The sequence below is a fragment of the uncultured Nostoc sp. genome (assembly GCF_964247315.1).
Classification (GTDB): domain Bacteria; phylum Cyanobacteriota; class Cyanobacteriia; order Cyanobacteriales; family Nostocaceae; genus Nostoc.
The window spans coordinates 43,501-52,808 of the sequence record NZ_CAXTTT010000049.1 but is presented as its reverse complement, the minus strand read 5'-3'; the positions used below and the strand labels follow the sequence as shown (position 1 = coordinate 52,808).

Genomic DNA, 9,308 nt, shown 5'->3' with positions numbered 1-9,308 from the left:
TGACCGTTGGCTTGAATAGTTTGCGGTTTAAAAGAATCAACAGAACCCGCTACATTGAATTGACCAGTTAACGCTCCCTGAAACTGCTTTGGTACTGTTGCCAATTGCTGCACAGGCACATTTTTAGCCTGAACTTGCGCCTGATAGACACCATTCGCCACTTGAATATTAGAGGCTGTAACCGTACCATCACCAACAGTAAGGCGGCCCTCACCACTGCCACGGAAGGTTTTCAGGCTGAAATTATCTCTGCTACCTGCGATTTGGAACGTTCCCGCCAAAGGATTATTTAAAGCTGGGGGAGACTGTTTCAATATTTGTCCCAACCGCACACCATTAGCCACAACTTGAGCCGAGAAGCTTTGGTTTTGCAGTTGGATATTAGAAACTGCAACTGTGCCGCCACCAATTTGAACTCCTGCGCCATCACTGCGAATTGTGGCAATTTCAAATGGTGCTGTGCTGCCTGAGAGGATGAGACGACCATTGAATTGTGCCCCAGCCAAAGAGACATTTTGCAGTTGACTTTTGTCTACAAAGGGTTCTAATTTTACCCCAGAGGCAACAGCCACAGCTTGCCAACGCTGATTGGCATAACTACCAGTTGCCCGAACTGTACCACCACTTATATTCAGAGCCACATTGCGGAAAGAAACGGTGCGATTTGGGGCGATCGCAACTTCACCAGTTCCGGGGTAAGCTCCGTTAGGAGCTTGAAACTGTACGAACGTTTGGACATTGGTAGGAGCGCCAGTTAGTTGAGCTGTACCTGAGACATTGCCGATTTTAAAGGTAGGTGTTATTTCATAAACTTTGGCGATCGCATCTCCTGGAACATTCTTGGCAGCGAAATTTAAATCCAGTTGCGGGCTTTTACCAAGTTGAATTGTACCAGCACCCGTAATCTCACCACCAACTTTAGCTTTACCTTGAATATCTTTTAGGGTAATTAAAGAGGAACTAGTAACAAGCTCAAACTTACTACTGATATTATTAAAATCAACTTTGTCAATTCGGGCAGTTTGAATCGTGGCAACTGAGCCAGAGAGAATTGGCTCTTTAGTTGATCCAGTAATTTGCAAAGAAGCTTGTACTTGTCCAGCGATCGGTATAGGTAATTTTACCTTGAGAGTCTCCTGGGCATTCGCCAAACTCACCGCATTTACACGCGCTGCCAACTTCAAGCCTGCTTTCGTGTCGACGATTCCCGTAGCCACTAAAGGAATTTTGCCGTAGGTGCTAGTAACATTATTTAACTGCAACTCGGTTCCTTGGAAGTGGAGGTTTCCTTGGCTATTGCTCAACAGTTGCGGGACTTTGGGTATTTGAAGTGTTACCCCTTGCACAGTAGCGTTGCCAAACAATAAAGTCTGCTGTCCTGGTGTCAACCGAACTAACAAGTCGCCATTGGCTCGACCCGCCTGTAAGTTCACCGGTAACTTAATCAACCGAGTAATATTCTCAGCCAGAAAATCTTGTGCTTGCACCTGGAAGTTCCCTGCTAGCACCTTAGAACGAGTCTCTCCCTGTATGGAAATATTGCCACCACTGTCTGCTTGACCCCCGACTTCAAACCGTATCAACTGGTTGTTTGCTAAAAGTTGAGCAGAGCCGTTGAGTTGAGAAAATAGCACAGGGGATAAGAGAGACGCGGAAGATGAAGAAGATATTCCTCCCCCTGCTCCCCCTGCTCCCCTTGCTCTCCTTGCTCCCCCTGCTTCCCCTGCTCTCCTCTGCGGCATCAATGCCAGCTTGGCATTGCGAAACCGCAGGTTGTCCAAATCAGTTTTAATGGCAGCGCCTTCACCAGACGACGTTATAGTAGTGGAAACCCAGCGTCCTTGGTCATCCTGTTCAATGTAAATATCTGGGTTGACTAGGGTGACATCTAGCTTTAGATGGTGGTTAAAGATTAGTTGCAACAGATCGAAACCCACCTCTACAGATTCGACTGTGGCCCGGTCTGGATCTGTGGGTGTGGCTGGGATAGCTGAAGCCCCAAACTGCACTCCCGTCAACGAAAATTGTTTAACTCTTCCCAGGTTTACCGGACGGTTGAGTGTAGTAGTGAGACTTTGTTGTGCCAAGGGTGTTAGCTCTGTTTGAACAAAAGTCCACAACCGCCAAATACCGACAATCACTCCTAACAGTAAAAGTCCGCTCAAAGCAATGCTACCCCGACTCAACACCAGCAACCACATACGCTTGCGATTAGGAGAAAGGTAGTAAGGATCTCGATCGGGATATTTAGTCATTTGCTTTCACTGTATTAATTGCCGGATATCGCTGGCACACACAAGCATTAACTGGCACATTGATTCAGTATGCCATTTCCAGGATACGCCAACGAAACCCAAGACCTTATTGGTTGAGTTACGGTATTTACTCGATCCAATACTTATGCTTAATAATATTGGCGTTTTCAGGAAAATCTGAATAGAGTGAAAATTATTCCTGTGACTTTCCTTGAGACACTATCTCGAACTTTAATATGAATAAACCTTAAAAAGGACAGATGATTACACCAATGCGTGTCTTTGTGTTAATTTTTAATGCTCGAACGGAAAATGAGGGGATTCACACGGTTCGGGAGGGCGATCGCAATAAAATTCTGATGTTCGAGTCAGAAGACGATGCCACGCGCTTTGCCTTGATGTTAGAAGCTCAGGATTTCCCCGCACCCACACCGGAGCCGATCGATGCTGAAGAAATCAAGGAATTTTGCGAAAGTGCTGGGTATGAATGGGAAATCATTCCAGAAAACAGCAATTTAGTTGTAACTCCCCCAGAACTTAACGTTGAAAAAACTGACTGGCAAGAAGATGCCCAGAAGGAGGATACTGTTGAAGACACCTTCCCTCTCAATGAACAGCCACTAGAAGAACCAGAATTGTCTGATTCTGAACTAGAGAAGATTCGTCGCAAATTGGAAGGATTGTTGTAAGTAGTCATTAGTCATTGGTCATTGGTCATTGGTCATTAGTCATTGGTCACTGGTCGCTAACTGACAAATGACAACGGACAAAGGACATAATGACAAAGGACATAATGACAAATTTGCAAGAACGCGGGCATCTTTTAACTGAGCTGGTAAATCCTAACAGTCTGAACTTAGACCAGCTCAGTTCTCTGGAATTGGTGGAGTTGTTTAATGACGAAGACCAAAAGGCCGTCGCAGCAGTTGCAGCGGCGAAAATTCAGTTAGCAGAGGCAATTGAGCGCACCGCAGAGCGTTTGCGCCACGGAGGACGCCTATTTTATATCGGTGCAGGGACAAGTGGTCGTTTAGGCGTGTTAGATGCTGCTGAGTGTCCACCTACTTTTTGTACACCCCCAGAGTTAGTACAGGGGATTATTGCTGGTGGTGCTGGCGCATTAGTACGCAGTTCTGAAGATTTGGAAGACAGCATTGAAGATGGTGAGGCTGCGATCGCTGCGCGACACATTACCCAATTAGATGTCGTAGTTGGCATTACTGCTGGTGGGACAACGCCTTATGTCCACGGTGCGCTTCATGCTGCTCGTCAGCGAGGAGCTACAACTATTTTTATCGCCTGTGTTCCTGCTGAACAAGTTAGCTTTGATGCCGATATTGACATTCGCCTATTGACAGGGCCAGAAATAATCGCCGGTTCAACTCGTCTCAAAGCTGGTACAGCCACTAAATTAGCTTTAAATATCCTTTCTAGCGGCGTAATGGTCAAGCTAGGCAAAGTTTACGGCAATCGTATGGTGGATGTAGCAGTAACAAATCAAAAATTACGCGATCGCGCTTTGCGAATTTTACAAGACCTCACAGGTTTAAGTCGGGAAACTGCTGGTTTTTTACTAGAACGTAGTGGTAAATGGGTTAAGCTGGCGCTATTGATGCACTGGACTGGTTTGGAAAAAGACGAAGGCGATCGACTACTTTCAGAACACCAAAGTAATCTCAGGGCTGCTGTTGTGAGCTATCAAAACCATAAACAACCTTAAAGAAATTTTCTAAATACTTTTTAATCTGGCTGCTACTTGTTTTAGTAGCACGCCCTTAGTTATTCTCAAGAGCCAGATTATAAGTTACCAAAAGTTGTTTTAGTAGTAGATGATGCAATTAGTCTCCGGCAAACTCTCTCTGACTCTACAAAAATCTGGCTATCAGGTCATACAAGCTCAAAATGGTGTAGAAGCTCTATAAAAATTGCAGTTACATCCTGAAATTAAAGTTATTGTATCTGATTTAGAGATGCCACGAATAAATGGTTTTGAGTTGTTAAGCAATTTCCGCGAATATACCAATTTAGCAAAAATACCTGTCGTTATTCTTACTTCTCGCAGCATCGCTAAAATTAAAGAGTTAATGAACAGTAATGCAGATGATTTAGATCGTTTACTCATAGTGAAAAAATAATTAAAAATTCATAATTCGTAATTACGAATTACCAGGTAAATTATTTGGATCTACACCTAGAGAACGTAAATACTGCGCTAACTGTTCAGCCCTTTGCCGCTCTTGTTGTGCCTGTTCTGCATCTGTCAAATAGCGCTTTCCTTGCTCGTCATACCAACATAAAAACTCCTGTTGTATGCCGCCAATTACAGCTTGGTGTCGCCCAATACCTAACCCTATCTCTGGCATCAAATAGGGTTCACCTATTTGTAGTTGGTAGTTTCCATCAATCAACTTATACACTTCCAAGGGTTGATGTCGATCGCGTCGCCAAAACTCAGGGTTATAAATTATGTAGTACAATACACCGAGTTTTCTATATATATCTAGCTTTTCGTCATATTCACCTCCTGGAGTATGGGATACCATTTCTAATGTGAATATTGGAACTATCTCATTTTCTTCCCAAACTGCATAACTTTTGCGTGATTTGCCACCCTTTTTCCGTTCTACTCCCAGACTTAAAAAAGCATCTGGCACTACAGGTACTCTAGGATTTACTCCTGTGGTGTGATACACTCCCATATCTACTCCGAAGTACCAATCCATGCGATTTGCCCAAATAGAGTTAAGTAAGAAGAGTAAAATATTGGGCAAAAAGTTTTGGTCTTCGTTATCCACTGGTGTATCGTCTGAACAGGGAAGTTCGTCGGTAGTTGGTAACGCATTTTTGAGATCGGGTGAGAGCATAACCTTTGTCTCGCTGGCGTTTGATGCCTTTATTATAAGTGAGTGACCAAAAGTTTAACGTTTGGGTGTAGCTTCCCCAAACTTAATCAAAAATGCGATCGCAATACTAACAAGCAAAATTAACGTCATACTCAAAGCTGAACCAAATCCCCAATTTTGCGTTGCTCCAAGAAACTGGTTATAAATTAACCGCGCTGCCGTCATACTAGAAGCACCACCGAGTAATTCTGGATCGACAAAATCCCCTAAGCCTGTGATGAATACAAGCATGGAAGCAGCCGCAATTCCTGGAAAAGTTTGTGGTACGGTTATTTGGAAAAAAGTTTCCACTGGATTTGCACCTAAATCAGCCGCGGCTTCTAGTAACCGCTTGTCTAGCTTTTCCAGAGAAGCATATAAAATTAAAACCATATAGGGTAACAAGCTGTAACTCATGCCAATCAATACAGCTTGACTATTGTTGAGTAATTCCCAAGTAGGCAAGCCTAAATTGCTGAATAAACTATTCAATAAACCAGTAGGACGAAGAATTGTAATCCAAGCATAAGAACGGAGTAATGAAGAAGTCCACAAAGGTAGAACAAAACTTAACAACAGCAAATTTCGCCAACGCTGTGGCGCTATCTGAGCAATCCAATAGGCGACGGGGAAGCCCAAAATTAAACAAATTATCGTAGTACCAAACGCAAAAAATAGCGATCGCCCAATTACTTGCACATAAAGTGAGTCAAATATTCGGATGTAGTTTTTAAATCCGTTGGGATTGACCAAATCTCCCGGTCGGATGTCTGCAACTAAACTTAACTCGAAAATTATCAAAGTTGGCAACACCAACAAAAGTAATAACCAAATCCCAGATGGTGCAAGCAATACCAAAGGTTGGAGCCAGTTGTTGACGGGGCGCTGCAATTCTTCTATTTTGGAAATCTCATTTTTTTGAAAATTCATCACTTATAACTCTATCAAGTTTAGATTTTTAATTTTGGATTTTGGATTGAATTAAAAATCTAAAATCCAAAATTTATAGGACTTACGCACACTCTACGAATACTTGGCGATCTTGGCGCCAACTCTTGGAGACGCTACGCGTTGGCGTCAGCCTCTCCAAGAGTTGGCGGTTCGATAAATTAAGCTTTTTAGCAATTTTTGCGTAAGTCCTGATTTATTTAGCTACTAGTTAATTGAGTCCAATAACGATCGTAAACCTCTTCAAATTCTCCTACGGGTGTAACACGTTCACAATTTTTTAACAGGGACTCTGGCGGAAATAAACTAGCGTTGTTTTGGATTGTTTTTGGTAATTGCTCAAATCCAGCAATATTCGGTGTAGAAATATTCAGACGTTGAGTGATTTGGGCTGCTATTTCTGGTTGTAAAATCATGTTAATCCAAGCATAAGCTCCAGGCTGGTTTGGGGCTGTTTTAGGAATTACAATAGTGTCTGTCCATAATGAAGAACCACTACGAGGAATCACATATTTGAGTTTAGGGTTTTCTTGAGAGATTTTCACTGCATCTGCTGAATAACACATTGCTAGTAGTAAATCTCCTGCGAGAATTTGATTTTGCCAAGCGTCAGTGTCAAAACGGGCGATCGCAGGTTTTAGCACCTTCAATTTTTCATAAGCTTGTTTGATTTCTTGTTCATTTTTTGAGTTGTAAGAATAACCGAGCATTCGTAAGGTTGCACCCATAACTTCTCGAACATCATTGAGCAAGGTCATTCGCTGATTAAGTTGCTCTTGATTTTTCCAAAGATAATCCCAATCTTGTGGTACATCTTTGATTTTTTCACAATTGTAAAGTAAACCTGTTGTCCCCCAGTTAAAAGGGATACTGTAGCGGTTATTGGGGTCGTAACTAGGATTTTTAAACCGGGGAAATAAATTCTCTAGACCGATTAAGCGATCGTGATTTATTTCTGTTAACAAGCCTTTGTCTACCATCTTTTGCACCATGTAATCAGATGGGTTGATGATGCTGTAAGTGCCACCGCCTCCAGCTTGCAATTTAGCCAGCATGACATCATTGGAATCATACACATCTGCCAGCACTTTTATGCCAGTTTGGGCGCTAAAAGTTTTCAATAATTGGTTGTCAGTATATTGCGTCCAGGTAAAGATATAAAGTTGGTCACGCTGACTATTGGCATTAGAATTAGCACGTACTTCAGCCAGCCTCCAGCCACAACCACCTAAAGATAAGCTAGAAAGTGCTGCCACCCCTTTTAAAAATTGGCGTCTGTTAGTCATTAAGTTAATAGTTAATCATCTTTTGTATTTTTGCCGATTGATTCTAAATATGCCTTTAATTAGAGTGCCAATAGGTAGTTTAAAGATTAACTTAAGTGTATCTACCTCTGCAACTGTTAATAAGTTACTGGTGTCAGCTAGTGTTAGGCACAGTTTTTAATCAAGCTTGAGTTATAAAAATTAACAAAGCGAGCGACAACAAGAAAAGTGGGGCGTAAGTATCAATGCGCAGCCTACCGCGCCAGTCTTGGGCTAACCCTATAAAAAATTAATACATCTGGGAATAATAAATCTGAAAATCGTCAATATTTGGCAATTAAAAGCCAGAGGAAGAGAATTATAAAATGTCTAATTGGCAAAACTTTTGCTCTGTGTGGCAGCGAGTTCGATATTATCTGATTTTCCTGGCTGCCCTCTGGTTGAGTTTAGGGGTTCCAGGTTGCAGTTCCCCACCCAATTCTCAAACAGCTTCATCTCCTAGTCCAACCCAAATCAACCAGACTGCACAACGCTTTGACGGCGTGACGATTAACGTCATCACTCAGGATGAAACCGTTCGTACAGGTACTAAGAGACGGATTGCTGGGTTTGAAGCCTTGACTGGAGCGAAGGTCAATCTGACAGGCGTTCCTTTTCAAAATTTATACAACACGCTGCAAAAGAACTGGTCTAGCAGTGCTTCAAAGTACGATATGGCAATTATTTTACCTTCATGGCAGATTGACTTTATCGATGCTGGCTTTGTGGAAGATTTAACGGCACGAGTCAAGTCTGATGCAGCCATCCAGTGGGAAGATATTGCACCGATCTTTCGGAATTTTAGTGCGACTTATAAAGGACGCATCTATAGTATTCCGTTGGATGGGGACTTTCACATGGTTTATTACCGCACTGATTTGTTAAAGCAAGCGGGGTTAACACCTCCGACAAACTGGGATGAATATCTGGCGATCGCCAAACGGTTTCACGGCAAAGACTTGAATGGTGACGGTACACCAGACTATGGCTCTTGTATGTCCAAGGGTGCTGCTGATAATAACACAAGCCTGTTGATATCCATTGCTACTCCTTTTTTGCAATCTCAGGGAACCGCACAAGGGACATTTTTTGACCCAGACACAATGAAGCCTCTGGTGAACAATCCCGCCTTTGCCAAAGCACTGAATATTTATAAACAAGCGATGGACTATGGAATTCCCCAGGATGAGAATCTAGGTAATGTCAAAGCTAGAGAATTATTTATTACTGGCAGGTGCGCCCTGACCATTGATTGGGGCGATGTTGGGCCCTTAGCCATCGATCTATCTGTGTCTAAAGTGATGGATAAAGTAGGGGCTGTGATCACTCCAGGCAGTACTCAAGTCCTCGATCGCCAGACTAACAAACTGGTTGCCTGCAATAAGTTTACCTGTCCTTACGCCATTGATGGTGTCAATCACGCACCCTACGCCGCCAATATCGGTTGGACAAGTGTAATTCATGCCAAGGCAGCACCAAAAGTGAAGGATGCCGCATACTCGTTTTTCTCTTACATGAGTCAACCTGCTCAGTCTAATGTGGATGTGACGATTGGGGCAACGGGCTTGAACCCCTACCGAATTTCGCAATTTAAAAACTCAGATCCCTGGATTAAATCTGGGATGTCGTCTGAAGCAGCCAACAACTATCTCGCAGCGCTCGGCGTCAGCTTGAATAGTCCCAATATGGTTTTGAGTTTGACCATTCCCCATAATCAACAATATCAATTTGAAGTTCTTGATGCCGTTGTATCTAAGTTCTTAGGGAACAAAATTACAACCGAGCAAGCAATGCAGCAGATTGAACAAAGATGGGAGCAGATTACTAACAAAGTAGGGCGGGAGTCTCAACACGCCGCTTACCGCGCCAGCCTTGGGCTAACCCCATAAAGAGGACAGCCAGAGAAATCTCCAATCCTT

General features: G+C 43.0%; 6 protein-coding genes and 2 pseudogenes. 4 read left to right on the top strand and 4 right to left on the bottom strand.

The genetic code is table 11. The features are described from left to right. Positions 1-2,255: pseudogene (locus tag ACFE93_RS16235) on the bottom strand (hypothetical protein); the annotation flags it as partial. A gap of 260 nt (positions 2,256-2,515) precedes the next feature. On the opposite strand from ACFE93_RS16235, the gene ACFE93_RS16230 reads away from it, so the two are divergent. From ACFE93_RS16230 to ACFE93_RS16220, 3 genes and pseudogenes are all read left to right on the top strand, one after another. Further along, positions 2,516-2,944, top strand: a complete 429-nt coding sequence (locus ACFE93_RS16230; RefSeq protein WP_375474259.1) for a DUF3110 domain-containing protein — start codon at positions 2,516-2,518, stop codon at positions 2,942-2,944. A 104-nt stretch (positions 2,945-3,048) separates the two neighbouring features. Continuing rightward, a complete protein-coding gene (murQ, locus tag ACFE93_RS16225; protein WP_375474261.1) occupies positions 3,049-3,975 on the top strand; it encodes an N-acetylmuramic acid 6-phosphate etherase in 927 nt (308 codons plus the stop codon). 72 nt (positions 3,976-4,047) lie between these two features. After that, positions 4,048-4,390 (top strand): annotated as a pseudogene (locus ACFE93_RS16220) (response regulator); the annotation flags it as partial. Between the two features lie 21 nt (positions 4,391-4,411). Here the strand turns inward: ACFE93_RS16220 and ACFE93_RS16215 are convergent. The 3 genes from ACFE93_RS16215 to ACFE93_RS16205 all read right to left on the bottom strand — a co-directional run bounded on the left by ACFE93_RS16215 (position 4,412) and on the right by ACFE93_RS16205 (position 7,371). After that, entirely contained in the window at positions 4,412-5,119 is a 708-nt protein-coding gene (locus ACFE93_RS16215) for a Uma2 family endonuclease (RefSeq protein WP_375474258.1), read from the bottom strand. 54 nt (positions 5,120-5,173) lie between these two features. Beyond that, positions 5,174-6,067 carry an ABC transporter permease gene (locus ACFE93_RS16210; RefSeq protein WP_375474257.1) on the bottom strand — a complete coding sequence of 298 codons (894 nt, stop codon included), beginning with the start codon at positions 6,065-6,067 and terminating at the stop codon, positions 5,174-5,176. A gap of 218 nt (positions 6,068-6,285) precedes the next feature. Continuing rightward, entirely contained in the window at positions 6,286-7,371 is a 1,086-nt protein-coding gene (locus ACFE93_RS16205) for a PotD/PotF family extracellular solute-binding protein (RefSeq protein ID WP_375474256.1), read from the bottom strand. 344 nt (positions 7,372-7,715) lie between these two features. Between ACFE93_RS16205 and ACFE93_RS16200 the strand changes: the two genes are divergently transcribed. Beyond that, positions 7,716-9,278 carry an ABC transporter substrate-binding protein gene (locus ACFE93_RS16200; RefSeq protein WP_375474255.1) on the top strand — a complete coding sequence of 521 codons (1,563 nt, stop codon included), beginning with the start codon at positions 7,716-7,718 and terminating at the stop codon, positions 9,276-9,278. Positions 9,279-9,308 lie beyond the last annotated feature (30 nt).

Coding starts and splice junctions, on each gene's coding strand:
- ACFE93_RS16205 (WP_375474256.1), bottom strand. CDS start 7,371: ATGACTAACAGACGCCAATTTTTAAAAGGGGTGGCAGCACTTTCTAGC.
- ACFE93_RS16230 (WP_375474259.1), top strand. CDS start 2,516: ATGATTACACCAATGCGTGTCTTTGTGTTAATTTTTAATGCTCGAACG.
- murQ (WP_375474261.1), top strand. CDS start 3,049: ATGACAAATTTGCAAGAACGCGGGCATCTTTTAACTGAGCTGGTAAAT.
- ACFE93_RS16210 (WP_375474257.1), bottom strand. CDS start 6,067: ATGAATTTTCAAAAAAATGAGATTTCCAAAATAGAAGAATTGCAGCGC.
- ACFE93_RS16200 (WP_375474255.1), top strand. CDS start 7,716: ATGTCTAATTGGCAAAACTTTTGCTCTGTGTGGCAGCGAGTTCGATAT.
- ACFE93_RS16215 (WP_375474258.1), bottom strand. CDS start 5,119: ATGCTCTCACCCGATCTCAAAAATGCGTTACCAACTACCGACGAACTT.